This is a genomic window from Devosia litorisediminis, assembly GCF_018334155.1.
Taxonomy (GTDB): Bacteria; Pseudomonadota; Alphaproteobacteria; order Rhizobiales; family Devosiaceae; genus Devosia; species Devosia litorisediminis.
On record NZ_JAGXTP010000001.1, the window covers coordinates 615,968 to 636,643 of the forward strand.

A 20,676-nucleotide genomic window follows, 5' to 3' on the forward strand; every position below is an offset into this window, starting at 1 on the left:
GGATTCTCGCACCTCTACTGAGCTTGCCAGCCAATGGTCAGGGTGTGCCCGGCATAGGTGCTGCGCCAGATCTGATCCGGTTTTATTGTTGCCGGCGTCGGGGACTGTTCGAGCACCAAGGTGCGATCCGGCGTTGCCCGCGTGAACCGGATTCGATTGGTGTCAGTGGCTACTTCAGCTCGGGCGTTGGCGAAAAAGCCGTGTTCGATATTTCTTAGCTTCAGCAGGGTGCGGGTCAGCCGTGCCTTGTCGCCGGCAAAGCCGGTAGTTTCGGCGACGCTCTCAAGCTTTGACCAGTCGACCGGCAAGCGGCTGTCGGGGTCGGTCAAGGTGTAGTAGGGCGCCTCGCAGCCCCGGTAAATATCGGGAAAGCCCGGCATCAAGCACTTCAAGGCGAGTTGAGTGAGGCTCAGGGCATCTCCCGTCGCAAGCAGGACATCAAGCTCAACGGGCCGGGTGTCTCGCCAGTGTTCACAAAGCGCAGCAGCGAAGTCGATGGCCGGGTTTTCTATGGCGTCGACCGGTCGCGTCCAAAACGTAGTCTGCTTGGCTTCGCGCATCGCCTTGCGAATATGCTCGGCGAGCCGCTGCTGCAATGCGTGCGGCTCAGCACCCCAGATGGCAAGGGTGGATTGGGCGATGTACCACTGCCATGCCGGTGTGACGGCGTCCTCTGGGGCCAACTGACGCGCCTGTTGAACCAGATGCGCAAACTCTGCCGGGTGATGGCTGATCGCGACCAGTCGCGTGCGGGCATCTTCGGAGCGTTTTGTGTCGTGACTTGACGTGAGATTCATGTCCGATGGACGATGCGCAGCCAGGAAAATGTTCGCTTCTGCGTCAGTGACGGTGATGTCATCAGGCTCTGCACCAACCTCATTGCCCGCCAGAAAGCGCGTCCAGCGGAAGCCTGCGGTGTCTTCCTGCGCCTTGGCCAGCAAGGCACCTGAAACCTGTTGGAAGCGCAGAGCAAACGCCCGGTGTTCCCCATTGGCTGGCGTTAGCATGTGCTGAATGAGGTGATCGAGAACGCGGGGTGAGCGCAGGGTGGGGCGGGCTTTATCGGCAATGTCCCCAAGCAATTGGCGATCCTGCGGATTGGCGCCCTTATCGTCGATATAGGTGCGATAGCGCGACATGCCGGTGAGCAGGGCGATTACTGCCTCTCGTAGACTCTCGGGGCCCGCTTCGACGTCGGGATCATCAGCCAAAGCTGCGGTACCTAGTGCGATGAGCTGATGCAGTTCGGCAGCAAGTTCGTTGAACAAAATGTCAGTCTTGGCCTGCGATAGCGCCGTCGAAAAATCCTCACTGATGGCTGTTGATTGGCGCCATGCATCATCCAGCGTGTCGATGGCATCTGGATGGGTCAACAGGCGCGCGAGCAGGCGGCCTGCTTCATAGCCGGTGGTTCCTGCGGTCGGCCAGTTCTCGGGGAGGCTCTCCTGTCCGACCAGGATTTTTTCGACCCAAATTGGGGTATCAGGCAGTTTCCGGGCCAGTCGGTCGAGATAGGATTTGGGGTCGACCAGGCCGTCGATATGGTCGACCCGTAAACCATCGACGTAGCCGGACTTGACCAAGTCGACAATCAGGCTGTGGGTGTCGCGGAAGACTTCAGCGTCCTCTACGCGCATGCCGATCAGGCCTGTTACGTTGAAGAAGCGACGATGGGTGATGCTGTCGCGCTCGGTTTCCCAATGGCGGAGCCGCCAATGCTGGAGCGCGTGTAGGGCCAGGAGATCCTCGGTCGACGAGGCCTGTTGTGGCCCATCAGCGGCCAAGGGGATTTTGACGTCGTCGAACACCCAGCTTCCATGTTGGGCCGAGAAACGACCTGCATTAAGCATGGCTGCAAAGGGCTCGGGCAAGAAGGGCAGCGCCAAAGGTCCCACTGACCAGTTGATGTCGAAATGCGACGCGTAGCGGCTGGCCTGCCCGTTCTGCAAGACGTCGCGCAGCCAAGGATTTTCCAGGCTGAATGCGGTGTGATTGGGTACGATGTCGAGAATGATGCCAAGTCCACTAGCGTGTGCGGCATTTGCTAGGTCTTGGAAGCCGTCACGGCCACCTAGAGTTGCCTCGATCACGGTGGGGTTGATGACATCATAGCCGTGAGTGGAGCCAGCGTTGGCCGCAAATATGGGCGACAGGTAAAGGTGCGAAATACCCAGTTTGCAGAAGTAATCGAGCTGGCTCTGTATATCAGCAAAACGCGTGCCTCCGCGCATCTGGATGCGGTAGGTCGCGGTCGGGGCTGGGTCAATCATTGCAGACCGCCTATGGAAAAATGTTGAGGGCTAGGAGGCGGACTTTGAATACGGCCTGGCTGATCATGCGCCGTGGACAACGAGATGCCAAACGCGGCATCAGAGGTTCAACCACTCGCTTGCCGTTTGAGCCAGTGCATGGTCAGCGTCTCCTCTTCGTCGAGCCCGGTTGGCGGCTGCTTTATGCGTCGGTTGCCCAATTCTCTCCTCAGCGTGTCCGCTGACCATGATGTGGGGATTTGCGGGTGAATATAGCACTTGCGGCAGATGGTGCGCGTGTTGCCCAGATGATTGGCCACCTGATCAATCAATGCGTTGGCGGTAATAGTCTGCTCGCGTTTCGTTTGCGGCAAAGGCGCCTTGCCAAAAAGGGATAGAGCCCGGGTGGTGCCACCCCACGTACGGAAATATTTGGCGGTGAAATCCCCGCCGATTACCTCCCGTATATAGGCATTGACGTCCTGAGACTGCACGGTATGTCGGTCGCCGTCCGGGTCGAGGTATTGAAACAGGTTCTGGCCTGGCAGGTCCTGTGTCCTGCGAACCAGCCGCGCCATGCGACGATCGATCAGGTCAATGTTCCAGCTTTTGCCGGCCTTGCCGCGAAAGACGAAGCGAAGCTTGTCGCCCTCAATATTGACGTGACGGTCCCGGAGGGTAGTGAGCCCAAAACTTTTATTGTCGCGGGAGTAGGCGGCATTTCCGATACGGATCATGGTGTGATCGAGTAGCCAGACCACTGAGGCGACGACGCGCTCCTGTGACAGGTTGCGACGGCGAAGATCGGTTTCCACCCTGGCTCTGAGGTCAGGAAGGGCGCGGGCAAACTCGGCCAGGCCGGCAAATTTGGCTTCATCTCGGACCTCGGTCCAGCGCGGGTGGTAGCGATATTGCTTGCGGCCACGCGCATCGTAACCTGTCGCCTGCAGGTGCCCTGATGGTTCCGGGCAAATCCAGACATTGGTCCATGCTGGCGGAATGCCTAACGCCTGGATGCGCTCAACAGTGCCCGGATCTGTGATGCTGTCGCCAGCCGCATCGCGGTACTGAAAGCCCTTGCCACGGCGACGGCGAGAGAAGCCATCACTCTCATCGGATGTATAGGCCAGTGACGCGATGGCGGCATGATCATGCGGTCTTGGCAGCAAATTGGTCGACGTGGATGAGATTGTCATCTGTGGGCCTGAGCAGCGTGAGCCACGACTTAATCCAGCAGGCGGGCTGAAGTTCCACCGGAGCAGGCTTGGGGCGATGACTTTACGGTGTTCGTCAGCGAACGGCGCTCAGAGCGTCGCCAATGGCGCGGCGCAGTTCAGCGATGCCGGTGTGGACATGGCGGCTTGGGTGAACGCGATTGGTGAGGAGAGACCATGCGCGCTGGTTCTCGAAATCGATCCATAGGCCCGTGCCAGTGAAGCCGGTGTGACCGATGGTTGCCGGGGACGTACGGTCGCCGCCGGACCAGCCGACATGCGCGCGCTCCCAGCCATGGGTGCGTGTGTCGGAAAGGGGCTGACGCATTAGACCCACGATCGGATGCTCGGTCTGAGCGCGACGGAGCCATTCCTGGGCCTGGTTCATGACCGCGGTGATGGGGCCGAACAGACCGGCATGTCCGCCTCCCTCAAGAGCCGCGCAGTTTTCGTCGTGAACTTCACCACACAGGATACGCTGTCGCCATGGGCAGTATTCAGTCGCGGCGGCGTGTTGCGGGTCGGCCGCAAAGGCAAAGCCCGGACCGGGGTCCTGGGCGCGTATCGGCTTGCCCTCTAGACGTTCAAGGGCGATGCCGAGCAGGATGAAATTGATATCTGAATATCCCGCAGCACCAGCAGGCCAATCACGCTGCAGGACGAAATGTCGAAGCAGCTGCGGTTCCAGACCATAGGTGTAGAGCGGAAACACACCGGGAAAGGCCGTCTGGTGCCCGAGACACTGGCGGAACGTGATCTGTCGTTGCCACGCATCGGGCACCTGTTGGTGCAGATCCGGAATGACAGATGTGAGGGGGGCATCAAGATCGATCCGGCCCGCGTGATGCAGGGCCAGAATGCGCGGTGTGGTAAAGAGTACCTTGGTCAGCGAGGCAAGGTCGAACCAGGTATCAAGCTGCATCTCCCGCTTGTCGGGCTTTAGTGCCGCCATGCCGGTTGCGCGCGCGGTGCAACCGAGTTTGAGATCGGTCACGCCTAGCACACCGCCGGGGATCCGGCCGTTATCGACGGCGCTCTCGAGCAGGGTGAAGGCGCTGTCGAACTGCTGTTGCAGTTCGCCGTCGCAGTGTTGAGGCTGTTTGGTGGCCATGGCGTGTTGACTGGTCAGCCAGCCAATTTGGGATGGGTTTCCCCGGCCGCGCGGCGTAGAAATCCGTCTGCTTCGAGCAGTGCGGATTCGGCCGCGGGGCGCTCCATGCCAGTCAACGCCATCAGGATCGCCAATTTTACATTGTACTCACTGAGCTCCAGGTAGTGCTCTGCCTGGTCGGGCGTGCAGCCAGTGGCCTCGACGAGAATTCGGGTAGCACGCGCGGCCAGCTTCTGATTGCTGACCGAAAGATCCACCATCAGGTTTTGGTAGGTCTTGCCCATGCGGATCATGCTTGCTGTCGTCAGCATGTTGAGGATGAGCTTTTGTGCCGTTCCGGATTTGAGACGCGTCGAGCCGGTGACGGCCTCGGGGCCGACGACCGGGGAAATGGCAATGTCAGCAAGCCGGGCAATGGCGGAGTCGGGGTTGCAGGACAGCGCCACCGTAGTGGCCCCTACCTGACTGGCATAGTTCAGCCCGCCGATGACGTATGGCGTGCGGCCGCTGACGGCGATGCCGACAACGACGTCCTTGTCGGTAAGATTGACGCGCTGCAAATCCTGGCGGCCTTCATCAGGGCTGTCTTCGGCGCCTTCAATAGGGAAGCGCAGGGCGCGGTCGCCACCTGCGATCAAGCCTACCACCATGCCCTGCGGCACGCCAAAAGTGGGCGGGCACTCCGATGCATCGAGTACACCCAACCGTCCGCTGGTGCCGGCCCCCATATAGATCAGACGACCGCCGGCCTTGAACGCCTCGACTATACGATCAACGGCTATGGCCGTTTCGGGCAGGACTTTTTCGACCGCGGCGGGTACGCCCCGATCCTGTGCGTTCATGGCATCGAGAATCTGCCGGCTCGACATCAGATCGATCTGCATGGTGTCGGAATTGCGCGATTCCGAGACAAGGTGTCCCAGTTCCGCAATGAGGGCGCTTTTTGCCATTTGTCATCACTCACTATTCGCGCAGATGCTAGAAGTGAGTATTCCATATGTCAACGAAACATGGAATAATATATTCCGAAATTATTCTGGTTGTTAGATGGGCGCTACGCCCATTGGGCCTGTCGGGCGGCAAATGAAGATGTTGCTGATGGATGGACGCAGCCAGGTGCGCTAAGTCGGGATTGAGCGTTGTGTTTGTGCCTGCTGTGAAGTCGTGGAGCCAGAAATGTCGATTCTGAAAATCCTTGCTGCCCAGCTCGAGGCCATGACACAGGCGGATCGGCAGATCGGGCAGTTCATCATTGATAATCCCGAGCGCATGCTGGGACTTTCTTCAGCAGAGTTGGCCAAGGCGACTGGGCGTAGCCAGTCCAGCGTCGTCAAGTTCAGCCAGAAGCTGGGTTATGGCGGTTATCAGCAGCTCAAGCTGGCGGTCAGCAAGGCCAAGGCGCAGGAGTGGCAGGCGCCCGCTGGTATCATTCACGGCACGATTGACGCCAGCGACAGCTATATGACGATCATGCAAAAGTTGATTGGCAGCAAGCTGCTGTCGATGCGCGAGACCTCGGCAGCCAACTGGGAGCAAACCATCGACCAGGCCCTTGATATTCTGGTTCAGGCCCGGCGTATCCAGCTTGCAGGTGTCGGCGCGTCCTCTCTGGTGGCGCGCGATTTCTCGTACAAATTGCTCAAGTTGGGACGGACGGTGCTGCTGGACAGCGACAATCATATCCAGATCGCCAATGTCTCGACGCTCAACACTTCGGATCTGCTGGTGGCGTTGTCCTATTCGGGCACCAGCATGGAAATCGTGAAGATCGCAGAATTGGCAAAGGCGCGGGGCGCGACCGTCATCTCCATTACCGGACTGCAGCCCAACCCCTTGCTCGATATTGCAGATATCAATCTCTATACCGTGGCTGATGAGGAGCGGGTTCGCTCGTCGGCGATCACATCGCGTGATGCCCAATTGATGCTGATTGATCTGCTGTTCATCCTGTTGCTGCGACGCCAGGAAGACTCACACGACTACATCCATCGCAGTGAAGCCGCCGTGACGGTCCTCAAGGCCTGACCCGACGGTTTAGGTGGGCTGTTTGCGCTTATGGCGTTGACGTTCGATTGTGATCATATATTCTTGACATGGCAAATTATTGGAATTTAGTATTCCAAAATTGGCGGCTCGCATTTGGGCGGTCAGTGTGGTGGCGTGCTGCGCGTCCCCCAATAATTCGGAGAAGGCATCTTGGCTCAACTATCGCTCCGCGGCATCAAGAAGCGCTTCAATGACACGGATGTGTTGCACGGCATTGATCTCGAGATCGGCGATCGCGAGTTCGTCGTGTTTGTGGGGCCCTCGGGGTGTGGCAAGTCGACCCTGTTGCGTCTGATTGCCGGGCTCGACCCGATTTCTGACGGCGAGTTCGTGCTCAATGGCCGGCAGATGAACGATGTGCATCCGTCCCAGCGGGGCATTGCCATGGTGTTCCAGTCCTATGCGCTTTATCCGCATATGGACGTGTATGAGAATATGGCCTTCGGCGCGCGCCTGATGGGACTGACCAAGGACGAGGTCGAGGCGCGGATTGCCGAGGCTGCGCGAATGTTGCGGCTCAACGAACTGCTCAAGCGTAAACCGCGCGAGCTTTCCGGCGGGCAACGACAGCGCGTTGCTATCGGCCGCGCCCTGGTGCGCAAGCCGGAAGTGTTTTTGCTTGATGAACCACTGAGCAATCTTGACGCCGCGCTGCGGTCTGAAGTGCGTCTGGAAATTGCCCGGCTGCACCGCCAGATTGGCGGCACGATGATCTATGTGACCCATGATCAGGTCGAGGCCATGACGCTGGCCGACCGGATCGTGGTGATGAATCTTGGCCGCATCGAACAGGTCGGCACGCCACGCGAGCTCTATGAGACGCCGGCAAATGTGTTTGTCGCCAGCTTTATTGGTTCTCCAAAGATGTCGCTGGTCGATGTGCAGCGCACAGGCAATCAGTTGGTGATTGATGGCGGCGAGAGCCTGAGCGTCGACGAACTGCCCGCAGGCGGCGATGGTCCGCTCAAAATCGGGGTGCGACCCGACGCCTGGCAATTGAGCCGTGATCTGAGCAGCCCGGGCGTGTCGGCCAGCGTGGTCTATACCGAATATCTGGGTGAGAACGCTTTTGTTTACGTGCGGCTGCCCGAGGGCACGCTGGTCGGTGTGCGCACTGCCCCCAACGATATTTATGAGCCCGATGTTGCCGTTCGTCTGAACTGCGAGGGCGCCGCGATACATTACTTTTCCGCCGAGGATGGCCGACGGTTACCCGTCTAAGACGCGGGCATGATCATCCGAACAACCAATACGAAACAGGAGAGGACTAGCACAATGCGAGCAAATACCATGCGCATCGGCCTGGCTCTGGCAGCTGCGGTTATCGCCAGCCCAAGTCTGGCCCAGGATCTGACGTTCTGGAGCTGGCGGCAGGAGGACAAGGCTCAGTACGAGAGCTTTATCGATACTTTCGAAGCGGCCAACCCAGGTATCACGGTCAATTTCGAGACCTTCGAAGCTACCAATTACAACACCATTCTGGCGACAGCTCTGGCTGGTGGTACTGGCCCCGACCTGATGATGGTTCGCGCCTATGGCGGTTTGGAAAACGTTGCAACGTCGGGCTACCTTGAGGCACTGACCACCGACGCCATTCCAGCGCTGGCCGATTTCCCTGAAGCAGCGCTGGCCGCGGAATCGGTGCGTGCCGATGGCAAGCTTTACGCTGTGCCATTTGCGTCCCAGACCATGCTGGTTGTGTACAACAAGCAGATCTTCGCTGATCTTGGCTTGTCTGAACCTCAGACCTGGGACGAGATGATGGCCGCCGCTGAGGCCGTCAAAGACGCCGGCATGTTCGCCTTTGCCAATGGCACAGCAACCGCCTGGCAGAATGAAACCATCGTTTCGGCGCTGACGTCTTCAATCATCGGCAAGGATTTCTATGAGGACCTGGCTGCCGGCAATGCCGACTTCACCGATGCACGCTATGTCGAAGCACTGACCAAGCTCAAGGAAGTCAGCGCGTACTTCCCGGACGGTTTTGTCGGTCTGGATTATGCATCAAGCCAGCAGCTGTTCAGCTCGGGCATGGCGGCGATGTTTGCCGGTGGGTCGTTCGAGCTTGCCAACTTCATGGGTCAGAACCCCGATCTGGATCTTGGCGTGTTCGCAGCGCCCGGTCTGTCGGCTGACGATGAAAAGCTGGTTGGCGTCTTCTATGATGGTGGCTACGCTGCCAATGCTGCTGGCGAAAACAAGGAAGCTTCGATGAAGTTCCTGAACTTCCTCGCGAGCCAGGAATTCGGGCAGGCTTTCGCCAATTCGCTCAACAACATTTCGCCTATCCCCAATGTCAGCTTCGACAATGCCCTGCTGCAGGAAGTTGCCGACCTCAACAAGTCGTCGATCCCCTACATCATGCTGGTGCATTTCCGCTTCGGTGAGCCTTCCGGTTCCGTGCTGCTGCAGTCGGAAGTGCAGAAGCTGATGGCTGATCAGGTCACGCCTGAAGAGATCGGCGTTGCACTGACCGAAGGTCTGGCGACCTGGTACGAACCGTTCCAGAAGTAAGTCTGGTTTTTCACAACTCGCCCTCTCCCCGCGTGGGGGAGGGCATATGCCCTCACTGGAGCTGCAGCGAATATGCCCAAACTGCGCATGACCGGACGTGGACTGTGGATCACGGCGTTGATCGTCCCGCCAATGGCGTTCGTCGCGCTGTTCGTTGTTTATCCAATTGTGTCGGCCTTCACCTTTGCCTTTTTTGACTGGCAGGGCCTGTTGCGCGGCGAGTTTGTCGGGCTGGCCAATTTCCACCAGGTCCTGTTCGTCGAGCCTTATGCCAGCTGGACCCGCAACGCATTCGCGCACAATATTCAGGTGTTTATTGCCCTGATGGTGCTGCAGAACGGGCTGGGATTCTTTCTCGCCTATGCGCTGTGGCGCGAGCTGCCCGGCGCCCGTTTTCACCGCGTCGCAGTTTTCCTGCCGGTAGTGCTGTCGACCATCATCGTCGGCTATCTGTTCAAGCTGTTCATGCACCCGCTTTTCGGGGTGTTCAACATTACGCTGCGCGGGGTCGGGCTGCCGGAACTGGCGCAGCCCTGGCTGGGTCAGGAATCCACGGCGCTATGGGGACTGATCATTGCCAATGCCTGGCACATGCTCGGCTTTCCCACGCTGGTATTCCTGGCTGGCATGCAGCGCATTCCCACCGAAATGCTCGATGCCGTGCGCATGGAGACGCGCAGCGAATGGGTCAAGATCACCAAGATCGTCTGGCCGCTGGTGGCGCCGAGTGCCACGGTGGTGTTCGTGCTGCTGTTTGTGGGCGCTTTCAACTGGTTCGAGCTCCCCTACATCATGGCCGGGCTGGATGGTTCGCCCTATGGCTCGACTGACGTGCTGGGGCTGTATTTCTACCGCACGGCGTTCGGCAATGTGTCGTCCGGCCAACAGGACTTCGGCCTGGGTAGTGCGCTTGCCGTGCTGATCTTCATCTTCATCGCCGCTGTTGCCAGTGTGGTCACCGTCCGACTGCGTGCCCGGGAGATCCAGCTATGAGCGTGGCAGCCACCAATTATCAGGACCGCAAGGGCATTCTGGGGATGTTGGGCCGCGACGGCCTGATCCAGATCATTCTTGTGGCCAACACGTTCATCATGCTGGTGCCGATCCTGATCATGGTGTTCTCGGCCTTCAAATCGACGCCGGAGATATTCAAGTCACCATTCAGCGTGCCGGATTTCGGCAATCTGGTGAATTTCATCAAGATTTGGACGCAGACCAATTTCCTGCGCTATCTGTTCAACTCATTCGTGGTGACTGGTGCCTCGATGGCGTTGATCCTGACGCTGGGCACAATGGCCGCCTATGCGCTGGCTCGCTACCGGTTCTGGGGCGCTGGCTTCATACTGATGTTCTTTATTGCCGGGCTGACATTACCACTCAAACTGGCCATCATCCCGCTGTTCATGTTGATGCGCGATCTGGGTATTCTGAACAACCAGTTGTCGCTGATCTTCGTCTATACGGCGATGGGTCTGCCATCGACCGTGTTCATCATGACCGGCTTTATCCGCACGCTGCCCAATGAACTTGAAGATGCGGCGCGAATGGATGGGGCGAGCGAAGCGCGTATCATGTGGTCGATCATGCTGCCGCTGGTTCGGCCCGCGATGGTGATTGCCGGCATCCAGAATGTGGTGCCGATCTGGAACGACTTTTTCTTCCCGCTGGTGTTTATCCAGAACGATGCGCTCAAGACGTTGCCACAGGGTCTGACGACGTTCATGGGCGAGTACACCACCGACTGGGGTGTGTTGTTTGCTGGGCTGACGCTCTCAGCAGCACCGATCATCCTGATCTATATTGTGCTTTCCAAGCAGTTCATTTCTGGCATGACTTCCGGCGCCATCAAATGACAATCAGCCTGCCTCGCGGGTTGATCGTCTCCTGCCAGGCGCGGGCCGACAACCCCCTGCATGGTCCTGCCTTCATGGGGGCGATGGCTCTGGCTGCGCGCGATGGCGGCGCCGTGGCTATCCGCGCGAACGGACCGGACGACATCGCCGCGGTCAAGGCGGCGGGCCTGCCCGTAATCGGCATTCACAAAATCTTCTCGGATGAATACCCGGTTTACATCACGCCCAGCTTTGCTGCTGCCGAGGCCGTGGTGGCTGCTGGCGCAGATATTGTCGGGCTCGATTGCACCACACGGCCGCGCGATGGTGTGCCGGCACTGGCACTGATCCGCCGCATCCGACAAGAACTGGCGGTTCCAGTGTTCGCTGACGTGTCCAATCTGGAAGAGGCGCGAGCGGCTACCGATTGCGGCGCTACCTATATTGCGACCACGCTGTCGGGCTATACTGCGGCAACCCAATCAGCAAATCAGGAGCCTGATCTGGCCCTCGTTGAAGCCCTTGCGACCCGCTTGCCGATACCGGTTATTGCCGAGGGGCGCTACAACACGCCAGCGCTGGTGCGGCACGCATTTGAAGCAGGAGCCCACGCCGTAGTGGTAGGGACCATGATCACCAATCCGCGTGAAATAACCCGCCAGTTCGTCGCCGCCGGTGTGCCGGCGTGAGCCGATTGGTGCATCTGGGTATTGACGTTGGCGGTACTGCCAGCCGCTGGGTGGCCTGTGACCAGGACGGCGCGATCATTGCGCGGGGGCAGGCAAATGGTGCTACCGGGCACTTGTTCAGTCCGACGGAGCGGGAGCGACTTACTCGTGCCTTTTCCACGATTGCCGGGGCGCTCGTTGCGCAGGGGCTCGCGGCTGAATTCGTAACTGTTGGCCTGACGGGGTACGGGGCGGCAGTGTTTGGGCAGATGACCCAATTGGTGACTGACAGCTTTGGCGTTAGTAGCCAGCATAGCCTCATCGCCGATGACATGACGTTGACCTATGCCGGGATATTCGCGCCCGGTGAGGGGCATTTGGTATCCGCAGGGACCGGCTCGATTGGCCTTCATATCGGTGCTGATGGGCGTTACGTGCGCGTGGGCGGACGCGGCATACTGATTGATGATGCGGGGTCGGGCAGCTGGATTGCGCTCCGCGCCCTGGACCAGCTCTATCGGTGTCTTGATCACACTGGCTCGTTTGCCGATATGTCGGTACTGGCCAATGCGGTCTTTGCCATTATCGGTTCAGACGACTGGCATGCGGTGCGCCAGTTTGTTTATGGCAATGATCGGGGGGTGATCGGCACGCTGGCGGTGGCCGTTGGCAAAGCGGCCGAGCAGGGCGATGACGCGGCGCTGAGTATTTTGAGTGACGCCGGGTCAGAGCTAGCGCAGTTGGCACATGCGCTGATTGCTCGCGCGCAGAAGTGCCCGATCGCACTGGTCGGGGGCGTACTCACGCTGCATCCCAGCATCGGCGAACAGGTGGCGCGCGCGCTAGTCGGGTTTGAGGTCCGACAGGTCAGTGCGGATGCGGCTCTTTCGGCTGCAAGACTGCCTCTTGAAGAGCAGGGGATGTGGGCGCAGGTGCTGGCGGCTAAATCGGCCTTGGGATGACGGCGTGATCTGAACTTCGGTCTGTACTGCGGATCTCAAAGCCTGCGGCCCGCACGCCGGGCGCGGGCCGTCGAGCGAATTCAAGGAACCTGATGGCAGACTATTGCCACCCCCCTTGTTGTCAGCTCAGCCAGAGTTGGAACAGCAAACCCGACAGCAATGAGCCGGACAGGGCAAAGGCCACGTAGAGCGCAAATACCGGACGACGGGCGAGGGCCCAGACCGCTATGGCTGCGGGAAGCGAGGTAATGCCGCCAGCGACGAGAAAGGCCAAGCCGGCGCCGGGCGCCATGCCCTGCTCAATCAAGCCCGACACCAGCGGCAAGGCTGCATACCCATTCAGGTAGGCCGGCACTCCGACCAAGGTCGCGATAGCAATCGATCCAATGCCATTGCTGCCAACGGTAGTGATGATCCACTCAGCGGGGACGAAGGCGACCATCAGGCTCTCAAGGACGAAGGCCAGTGCGAGCCACTTGAACAGGAACAGGGCAGTCTTAAGTGCTTCACGCCCAAATTTCTGGCGACGCGCCGGGTCGCGCCAGAACGCCCAAGCCACAGGTTTAGGGGTGCGCACGGAAGATGCGCCGCAACCACCGTTGCCCACTCCCTCGCGCAAAGGGTTGGCGAGAGCACCGCTGTGCGTGAGCGTCAGCGTTGCGTAGCCACCGAGCAGGCCGATGCCAATTGCCGAGAGGGTCTTGGCAATCGCGAACTCCCAGCCGAGCACGCCCGCGGTCAAAGCGAACATTGCGGGATCTATCACAGGTGAGGCGAGCCAGAACGCCATAACCGCGGAGAGCGGCACGCCCATGGCCAGCAGGGCTGCAATCAGGGGAATGACCCCACAGGAGCAGAATGGTGACAGGCCACCAAAGGCTGCTGCCACTGCGATCATCAAAATAGGTGAGCCGGTGAAAGCTCGTGCGATGAGATTATCGGCACCGCTGGCGCCCGCATACGCCGCCAAGGCAATGGAGGCGATCAAGTACGGTGCTGTTTGGACAAGCGCGTCGACCGTGAACTGCAGGCTCTCCAGCCCCTGAGTCGGGTCAAGCACCGCTGTCATTGCAAGGATGAGTGCCGTGGCGAGCCACACGCGCTGCTGAGACCAGAGATTGGCGAGCATGCTACTGCCTGAGCCAAGAGGGATATCAGTCATGATTATGTACCTAGTTTAATGGTTATATTTAGACAAAAAAAGCGGTTGGGGACCGTCAGGCGACGTCGACTTTGCGGATCGCCACGCCATGGCAGCACTCATCGGTCAGAAACCCGAGCGTGCGGGTCATCGCGTCGAAATTGACAGTATTGATGATCTCGCGACCGCGGCGCTCCTGATTAACCAGGCCGGCGGTGACCAAGGCACGCAGATGGTGCGCAAGGGTAGAGAGTGGCAGGCTGGTGTGAAGGGCAATGTCGCCGACGATCAAACCGTCATTGCCTGCCCGGACCAAGAGGCGGAAGACGTCCAGTCGGGCAGGGTGGCCAAGCGCGGCCAAAGCGCGAGCGGTGTTTTCTGTGCGTGGATCAGCTTTCAACATGAGAGAAAACATAACCGTATTTCTGGTTATGTCAATTTGTTTCGCTAATGACACCGCGTCTGCCTAACGTGTCTGGGCAATGCCTTGAAGCTGACCGGCGAATTCGCGGTCGATCAGTTGTTCGAGAGGCTCGGGCCGGTGCATCAAAAAGCCCTGTCCAAAGCGAACGCCCATTTCGCTGAGAATGTTCAGGTCCTGGGGGCTCTCGATCTTCTCGGCGACGACATCGTAGCCCATGTTGTGGGCAATCGTGCTGATGGCCGCAACGATCTCGCGGTCAAATTGCTGGGTTGTCAGATTCTGGATGAACGAACCATCGATCTTGATGGTATCGACTGGAAAGCGGCGCAGATATTCGAAAGAACTCAGGCCCGTGCCGAAGTCGTCGAGACTGACGCGGCAGCCACTGGCACGAGCGGCGCGAACAAAGCGCTCTGCAGCTTCAAAATTGGTGAAAGCCGCCGTTTCGGTAATTTCGAAGACGACATTGCCGCGATAGACGCCGTGGTCCGAAATCACCTGATCAATGGTTTCCCACAACGCAGGGTCGCTCAGGGTTTGAGCCGACAGATTGAAGGCCAGCGACAGTCCGCCTCGGAATTGCATGGTGTGACCGTGGCGCTGGAGCGCGGTCTGGATAATCCAGCGATCCAGTGGTGCAGCCATGCCGAAGCGCTCGGCGGCCGGAATGAATTCAGCGGGACTGATCATCTGACCAGATCTGGTGCGCATGCGGGCGAGGACTTCAACATGCCCTGAGCAGACCCATGGGTCGCGAATGAAACGGAGTTCCTGGCCGTAGAGCTGAAGACGACCTTCAGCGCGGGCGTCGGCGATGTCGGCGACGATGCGTGCAGCGGTAAGGCCGGAGGTCGCCGTCTCCCCCAAGCGAGAGAAGAAGGCGTATTGATTGCGCCCTGACGATTTGGCCCGATAGCAGGCGTCATCAGCAAATGCCAAGGCGTCGGCGGGTGCGGTTTGGCTATCGTGGATGAGTGCGACGCCAATGCTGGCGCCCAGATTACGATGGGCGGTTGATATGCCCAAATCGGCGTTCTGGATCGTGCGAAGCAGGTTAGCAGCGATCGCGTCAGCGGCGTCGAAATCACCGGTGTCGAGAATGATAGCGAACTCGTCACCGCCGAGGCGTGCGACAATTGTGTCTTGGGGCAAGCCGTCGCGCAGTGCTGCGCCGATGGTCTGGAGTGCCATGTCGCCGGCGGCGTGTCCGGCGAAGTCATTGAGCCCCTTGAAGTAGTCCAGATCGATATAGATCACGGTGATGGGCTGGACATCTGCCTGCGCGATGTGTTCGCGCAGCTTTGCGTCGAAGGCGGAGCGATTGAGCAGCCCGGTCAGGGCGTCATGATTGGCTGCAAAGGACAGCGCTTTCTGCTGTTTTTGCTGCTCGGTGACGTCCTGAAAGGTATAGACACTACCCAGATGTGTGCCATCGGCGGCGCGGATGGCGCTTGCCGTCCAGCGCACCGAGAAATCGTCGAGATCCGCTCTGACGACATCGGCCGTCTGCGTGCCGGTCTGGGTGCCAAAGACAGCGGAGAGCGGCACCTGGGTCTGGGTAATACGTACCTGCGACAGGCTCAGGCCGATCAACTGGCTCTGTGGGCGGCCAATAAGCCTGGCGGCAGCCGGGTTGACGAAGGTAATGACGCCGCCGGTGTCAGTGCTAAGGACTGCGTCGCTGATCGAACTCAGGGTGACCCTCAGCTTTTCCTTTTCCATATTGAGCGCGTCGGCGGCCCATACTTCTTCGGATACGTCACGAATTGTGCCTAGGATCGAGCCTGGGGTACCGGGATCTGGCACAAAGATGGTGCGCGTTTCCATGTGCCGGATCGAGCCGTCCTTGAGAACGATGCGGTAGCGGATGGCAGATGGGGTATCACCCTCAGGCTTGAGCGCATGTGCTGCTTCGGCGTTTTCCTTGTCCTCAGGGTGCAAAAATGAGTGCCAGATTTTGGCCTCAAGTGGTGCTGGCAATGCAGGCATGCCGAACATCTGGCGTGTGCGGTCGTCCCAATGGCTGACGCCCGATGCCAAGTCATAAGACCACATGCCAGTGACACTGGCTTCGAGCACCAGATCATAGCTGCGATTGACCTGCTCAAGGGCGCGTTCGACATTTTTGAGAGAAGAGATATCGGTCTGAACACCGACCATGCGGGTCGGTTCACCGGCGGCGTTGCGCTCAATGATACCGCCACGGTCGAGGACCCAGACCCAATGACCCCGCTTGTGCCTCAGGCGCAGTTCGGTCTCGATGGCGTCGGTTTCGCCGGCCAGATGACGGTTGCCGCTTTCCAGAGCCCGGTCGCGGTCATCGGGATGCGTAATGCGCAGCCACAACTCGCTGTCCTGTTCGAGGTCACCCCGTGCGTAGCCGAGCATTTCGAACCAGGTGTCGGAATAGGTGCACTCGCCTGTCACCAAATTCCAGTCCCACACACCCAGCCGCGCGCGGTGGAGGGCGTGCTCCCAAATGTGTTGTCCGGCGGTAAGCGTGGATTCAGAGGCGGGCATAGGGGGTAGTCCGACGTCGGTAGTTCGGATCACTGTAACTTCCGGGGCAGAAGAGATTGTTAACGGATGGAACCCAATCCGCCTTTGCTGCGTTTCGAAATTAGAGGTTGTGGGGCAATCCAAAAAGCAATGGTCGGTGCTGACGTGATGATGGTGACGTCAGGGAACCGGCTGTTGGCCCGGTAAGCTGGCGTCAACGGCGGGTATCGAGCTCAGGTCCTCGTGCTGCGAAAGCGGGGCGGATCGCTTCAAGGACGATTGTGGCTCTGACCCGAAATGTGGTTAGGTCGCCGCCAGTGTGAGGGACGAGTTGATTACTGCATTGGATCGTAGTGGTTCCAGGCTTGGATTGCATCGCGCTGCAACAGCCATGGTTGTGGCGTTGGTTGCATTCATTGCAATCGGCTCAGGGTATCTTTTCTGGAAAACCTATAGCGACGCGGAAGCCCGTATTCGCAGCCAGACGGAGTCTGGGGCGCAGGTGGTGGCTGCCAATATCGGTTGGGCTCTGGAGACGGCCCATCAATTGCTGCGCCGCGTCGACGACTCGCTGGGAGACGACATTCGCGTTCCGCTGCCGGAGGCCGCGAGCAAGCTTACGGAAGCCACCGTCGCATTGCCGGGTGAGGTGAAGGTCTATGTGGTTGACGTCGATGGCGCCACGCCACTGACAACCGATCCCGATTTCAAGCCGATCGATGTGCGGGATCGCGAGTATTTCTCGGCAGTAGCAAACGGGGCGCCTTGGCACACCTCCTCGCTGATGGTCAGCCGCCTCAATGGACAACAGATATTTACGGTCAGCAAACGCATCGAGCGCAACGGCGTGTTCGCGGGCGCGGCCATTTTATCGTTCAGCTCAGACCTGATGCAGGCAGTGTGGGACTCGCTCGATATTGATGATCGTTCAACGGTGGCATTGTTCCGCGATGACGGTCAGTTGGTATCGCGTTATCCGCTGGCTGATGGGCCGCTTGATCTGCGCGCCCATGTCCTTTTCACGGAGTATCTCGAAGAAGCGCCATCGGGCACTTACGAAAACATTTCGGCCATAGACGGCCAGCACCGCGTGGTTGGCTATCGCCGCATTGGCAGCACCAATCTGGTAGCGCTGGCATCGATCAGCCGCGACGCGGCATTCTCAGCGCTGAACAGGGCGACGTTTTCACTTTTGGCGCTCGCTATTCCCGCTGGGCTAGGGCTGCTGTTCGCCGGCTTCTGGGTGTATCGACTACTGCAGCGTGACCGCCAGCAGTTGGAAATCGAAGCGGAGTTCCAAAGCGTTGCTGAGGCAATGCCGAACCATGTCTGGACGGCCAAGCCAAATGGTGAGCTCGACTGGTTCAATTCGGGAATCTACAGCTTTAGCGGTTTAAAATATGACGATCTGGTGGGTAGTGGCTGGGTGCAAATCGTGCACCCTGACGATCTGCCCAGCGTCGCCCGGAACTGGCAGAAGGCGCTGGACGCTGGTGTACTCTATGAGTCCGAGTTCCGTATTCGGGAGGCTAGTGGCCGATACCTCTGGTATCTCGTCCGCGCCGTCCCGCTCCGCAACAGCAAGGGGCAGGTGGAGCGCTGGATTGGCACCAATACAGATATCAATGCTCAAAAGACCTCGACACAAGCTCTGGCCGAAAGCGAGACACGGCTGCGACTGGCGATTGACGCTGGACAGATGGCGGTTTGGGACCTTGATACGGAATCCGGCGTCATCACACCTTCAGCTGCATTGAACCAGCTCTATGGCTTTGCCGAAGACGCAATGCCGAGCACCGAGGAATACCTGTCGCGCTATGCGCCGGGTGAGCGCGAGCGCGTGGCTCAGGCGGCGGCAGACGCCAAGGACAATGGCGAAAACGAGCTGGAAGTGGAGGTGCGACACCTCTGGCCTGACGGTACGGAAAAATGGCTGTTGATCCGCGCTCAACTGAGCCTGCCCGATGACGACAAGCGGATTGTTGGGGTGGTCATCGACATTACCGAACGTCGCTCGGTTGAGGAGGCGCTGATGCGCAGCGAGCGGCGCTTCCGCCTCTCGCAGCAGGCGGCAGGGATTGCCTCTTTGGAGTTGGACATACCCACCGGGATGGTTCTGGGCTCGGATCGCTTCTGGGAGATCTGGGGGCTCGAACGTCGTGAAAGCATCCATATCAGTGCGCTTGAAGCTATCGTGGTTCCCGAGCACAGCGATGTTCGATCGACGGAAGATACGCGTCAGTCCGGCACTGCCCAACCCAATGTCGAGTACCGTATAAAACGCCCCGATACAGGCGAGATTCGTTGGTTGTCGCGCCATATCGAGTTTGTCCACGACGGCATGGGCAAGCCGATCAAGATGTACGGCATCATGCAGGACATCACCGATGAAAAGGAGGCTCAGGCTCGCCAGCAGATGCTGACGCACGAGCTTGAGCACCGTATCAAGAATATTCTCGCAATGGTGTCTGCCATTGCATCACGCACACTGCGCAATACAGACCTGGAGACGGCGCGTGTGTCATTTACCGAGCGGCTGCAGGCGCTGGCCACTGCACACGACATTCTGACAAGCACCAAGTGGACGACGGCGTCGATTGGTGACGTCGTGAATGCCACCATCGTTCCTCTGCCGGGCGAGCAAATCCAAGCGAGCGGCCCGTCGGTCATGTTGCAGCCCAAGGCGGCTCTCTCGTTGGCGCTCGCCATTAACGAACTCGGTACAAATGCATTGAAATATGGGGCGCTTTCGGTGCCTCATGGACAGGTGAATATCCAGTGGAGCGTTCAGAACCTCAATGGCCAAAAAATGCTGACATGGCGTTGGGCCGAGAGCGGTGGACCAGCTGTGGAAGAACCAACGCGGAACGGATTCGGATCTTTCCTCGTTACACGCGTATTGGGTGGTGACTTTGGTGGTACGGCCACCTTGGGTTACCTGCCCGCAGGGGTAGTTTGCGAACTGACAGCGCCCCTGGATAACGGCCAAGTGGCAGGAATGCACCAATGACAAAAATGTCCGGCGGCGTTGTGCTCGTTGTAGAAGACGAAGCCCTTCTCTTGTTCTCGATTGCCGATGAGTTACGGGATCTGGGTTTTGATGTCCTTGAGGCACGTAATGCAGATGAGGCTCTGTCGCGCCTGGAAGCGCACGACGAGATTGCCGCGGTTTTCACTGACATTGATATGCCAGGTTCAATGGACGGCCTTCAACTGACCGCCCTGATCGATACGCGCTGGCCATTGATGAAGGTTGTCGTCACTTCGGGCAAGAAGCTGCCAGACAGCTCTGCGATGCCGGAGCGCGCGCAGTTCTTGTCCAAGCCTTATGCTATTGAGGACGTGGCACGGGCCATCGCCTGAAGTTCACCAGCAGCTAGTGCTGGAAGACGACCAGTCCTGCTGCGGTAGCCATCATCGCGCCGGCCGTCTTGTTGAGACGGCCCAAGGCACGCTCACTGCGGAACATCTCACGCGCTGCCGAAGCGAGCCAGGCGTACCCACAGCCGATCAACAGCAGCACAATCACGACAATGGCGGTCAGTTCCCCGAACGCAACAGGGTTCATCTGGTCAAGCGGTATCACTGTGGGCAGGATTGCCAAGTAGAACACAATGGTCTTGGGGTTACCCATTGTCAGCGAAAAGCCGGCCAGAAAGGTCTTGAGCCAAGCCTCGTTCTTGGGCTTCATCTGCTCGGCGCCGGGGCGAGCAGTCCAGAATTTATAGGCAATATAGAGCAGGTATGCCGCACCGGCCCAGCGGATCAGCACGAAGACCGGGCCAAACAGCGTGGCGATGGTTGCCAAACCGAAGACAGCAAAGACGAAATAGACCAGGTCACCTGCCAGGATGCCCAACACCATTGGGAATGCGCCCTTGAACCCGCCACCGAGTGCGCGGGCCACCACAGCGGCGACGCCCGGGCCTGGAACCAGCACCGCGATGGCATAGGCGATTGTGAAGGTCAGAAGGGTGAAGGGTTCCATGGTGTCCGCCGTGAATTTGTGGCGCACA

The 20,676-nt window shown here is 59.1% G+C and carries 17 protein-coding genes; 9 read left to right on the forward strand and 8 right to left on the reverse strand.

Annotation, left to right across the window (positions count from 1 at the left end; translation table 11 throughout):
- Positions 1 to 14: 14 nt before the first annotated feature.
- The 4 genes from treY to murQ all read right to left on the reverse strand — a co-directional run bounded on the left by treY (position 15) and on the right by murQ (position 5,524).
- On the reverse strand, positions 15 to 2,270 hold the full coding sequence (treY, locus tag KD146_RS02925; RefSeq protein WP_212657252.1) for a malto-oligosyltrehalose synthase: 2,256 nt from the start codon (positions 2,268 to 2,270) through the stop codon (positions 15 to 17).
- Between the two features lie 107 nt (positions 2,271 to 2,377).
- On the reverse strand, positions 2,378 to 3,445 hold the full coding sequence (locus tag KD146_RS02930) for a DNA topoisomerase IB (RefSeq protein ID WP_212657253.1): 1,068 nt from the start codon (positions 3,443 to 3,445) through the stop codon (positions 2,378 to 2,380).
- Positions 3,446 to 3,539: 94 nt separating this feature from the next.
- Positions 3,540 to 4,574: a serine hydrolase domain-containing protein gene (locus tag KD146_RS02935; RefSeq protein ID WP_212657254.1), complete on the reverse strand. Its 1,035-nt coding sequence runs from the start codon at positions 4,572 to 4,574 to the stop codon at positions 3,540 to 3,542.
- A 14-nt stretch (positions 4,575 to 4,588) separates the two neighbouring features.
- The gene (gene murQ / locus KD146_RS02940; RefSeq protein ID WP_212657255.1) at positions 4,589 to 5,524 is read right to left on the reverse strand and encodes an N-acetylmuramic acid 6-phosphate etherase; all 936 of its coding nucleotides are present in this window, start codon (positions 5,522 to 5,524) and stop codon (positions 4,589 to 4,591) included.
- Between the two features lie 226 nt (positions 5,525 to 5,750).
- Here murQ and KD146_RS02945 point away from each other — a divergent pair, with 226 nt between their 5' ends.
- The 7 genes from KD146_RS02945 to KD146_RS02975 all read left to right on the forward strand — a co-directional run bounded on the left by KD146_RS02945 (position 5,751) and on the right by KD146_RS02975 (position 12,596).
- Positions 5,751 to 6,599 (forward strand): MurR/RpiR family transcriptional regulator, encoded by an 849-nt coding sequence (locus KD146_RS02945; RefSeq protein WP_212657256.1) that lies wholly within the window; start codon positions 5,751 to 5,753, stop codon positions 6,597 to 6,599.
- 171 nt (positions 6,600 to 6,770) lie between these two features.
- Positions 6,771 to 7,841 (forward strand): ABC transporter ATP-binding protein, encoded by a 1,071-nt coding sequence (locus KD146_RS02950; protein ID WP_212657257.1) that lies wholly within the window; start codon positions 6,771 to 6,773, stop codon positions 7,839 to 7,841.
- 54 nt (positions 7,842 to 7,895) lie between these two features.
- Positions 7,896 to 9,134, forward strand: a complete 1,239-nt coding sequence (locus KD146_RS02955) for an extracellular solute-binding protein (protein ID WP_212657258.1) — start codon at positions 7,896 to 7,898, stop codon at positions 9,132 to 9,134.
- A 72-nt stretch (positions 9,135 to 9,206) separates the two neighbouring features.
- A complete protein-coding gene (locus KD146_RS02960) occupies positions 9,207 to 10,127 on the forward strand; it encodes a carbohydrate ABC transporter permease (protein ID WP_212657259.1) in 921 nt (306 codons plus the stop codon).
- The gene (locus tag KD146_RS02965; protein WP_212657260.1) at positions 10,124 to 10,987 is read left to right on the forward strand and encodes a carbohydrate ABC transporter permease; all 864 of its coding nucleotides are present in this window, start codon (positions 10,124 to 10,126) and stop codon (positions 10,985 to 10,987) included. The genes KD146_RS02960 and KD146_RS02965 overlap by 4 nt, the downstream gene beginning before the upstream one ends.
- Complete coding sequence (locus KD146_RS02970; RefSeq protein WP_212657261.1) at positions 10,984 to 11,655, forward strand: N-acetylmannosamine-6-phosphate 2-epimerase; 672 nt, start codon at positions 10,984 to 10,986, stop codon at positions 11,653 to 11,655. Before KD146_RS02965 ends, KD146_RS02970 begins: the two co-directional genes overlap by 4 nt.
- Entirely contained in the window at positions 11,652 to 12,596 is a 945-nt protein-coding gene (locus KD146_RS02975; protein ID WP_212657262.1) for an N-acetylglucosamine kinase, read from the forward strand. The genes KD146_RS02970 and KD146_RS02975 overlap by 4 nt, the downstream gene beginning before the upstream one ends.
- 121 nt (positions 12,597 to 12,717) lie before the next feature.
- On the opposite strand, the gene KD146_RS02980 is transcribed toward KD146_RS02975, so the two are convergent.
- The 3 genes from KD146_RS02980 to KD146_RS02990 all read right to left on the reverse strand — a co-directional run bounded on the left by KD146_RS02980 (position 12,718) and on the right by KD146_RS02990 (position 16,681).
- Positions 12,718 to 13,725 carry a permease gene (locus KD146_RS02980; RefSeq protein ID WP_212657263.1) on the reverse strand — a complete coding sequence of 336 codons (1,008 nt, stop codon included), beginning with the start codon at positions 13,723 to 13,725 and terminating at the stop codon, positions 12,718 to 12,720.
- Positions 13,726 to 13,813: 88 nt separating this feature from the next.
- Positions 13,814 to 14,152, reverse strand: a complete 339-nt coding sequence (locus tag KD146_RS02985; RefSeq protein ID WP_345790808.1) for an ArsR/SmtB family transcription factor — start codon at positions 14,150 to 14,152, stop codon at positions 13,814 to 13,816.
- Between the two features lie 51 nt (positions 14,153 to 14,203).
- Positions 14,204 to 16,681 carry an EAL domain-containing protein gene (locus KD146_RS02990; protein ID WP_212657264.1) on the reverse strand — a complete coding sequence of 826 codons (2,478 nt, stop codon included), beginning with the start codon at positions 16,679 to 16,681 and terminating at the stop codon, positions 14,204 to 14,206.
- A 310-nt stretch (positions 16,682 to 16,991) separates the two neighbouring features.
- Between KD146_RS02990 and KD146_RS02995 the strand changes: the two genes are divergently transcribed.
- Positions 16,992 to 19,670, forward strand: coding sequence for a PAS domain-containing protein (locus tag KD146_RS02995; RefSeq protein WP_212657265.1), 2,679 nt, complete (start codon positions 16,992 to 16,994; stop codon positions 19,668 to 19,670).
- Entirely contained in the window at positions 19,667 to 20,023 is a 357-nt protein-coding gene (locus KD146_RS03000) for a response regulator (protein WP_249327564.1), read from the forward strand. Before KD146_RS02995 ends, KD146_RS03000 begins: the two co-directional genes overlap by 4 nt.
- 13 nt (positions 20,024 to 20,036) lie before the next feature.
- Here KD146_RS03000 and KD146_RS03005 read toward each other — a convergent pair whose 3' ends face one another.
- Positions 20,037 to 20,648, reverse strand: coding sequence for a LysE family translocator (locus KD146_RS03005; RefSeq protein WP_212657266.1), 612 nt, complete (start codon positions 20,646 to 20,648; stop codon positions 20,037 to 20,039).
- Between the last annotated feature and the right edge of the window lie 28 nt (positions 20,649 to 20,676).